Here is a 223-nt window from a genome sequence, read left to right on the forward strand (position 1 = left end):
ACCCGCGACCCCCACCTTGGCAAGGTGGTGTTCTACCACTGAACTACTTCCGCGTACAGGATATACATAAATTATCCTGTATAATGCGGGTGAAGGGACTTGAACCCCCACGTCATAAGACACTAGATCCTAAGTCTAGCGCGTCTGCCAATTCCGCCACACCCGCGTAAAATGGTGAGCCATGAAGGACTCGAACCTTCGACCCTCTGATTAAAAGTCAGAT

1 tRNA gene is annotated in these 223 nt (G+C 50.2%); it reads right to left on the bottom strand.

Annotated elements, in window-relative coordinates:
• Positions 1 to 84 precede the first annotated feature (84 nt).
• Positions 85 to 166: transfer RNA gene (locus KY305_RS19810), tRNA-Leu, on the bottom strand.
• Between the last annotated feature and the right edge of the window lie 57 nt (positions 167 to 223).

Source organism: Bacillus sp. YC2 (genome assembly GCF_019891195.1).
Taxonomy (GTDB): domain Bacteria; phylum Bacillota; class Bacilli; order Bacillales; family Bacillaceae; genus Bacillus.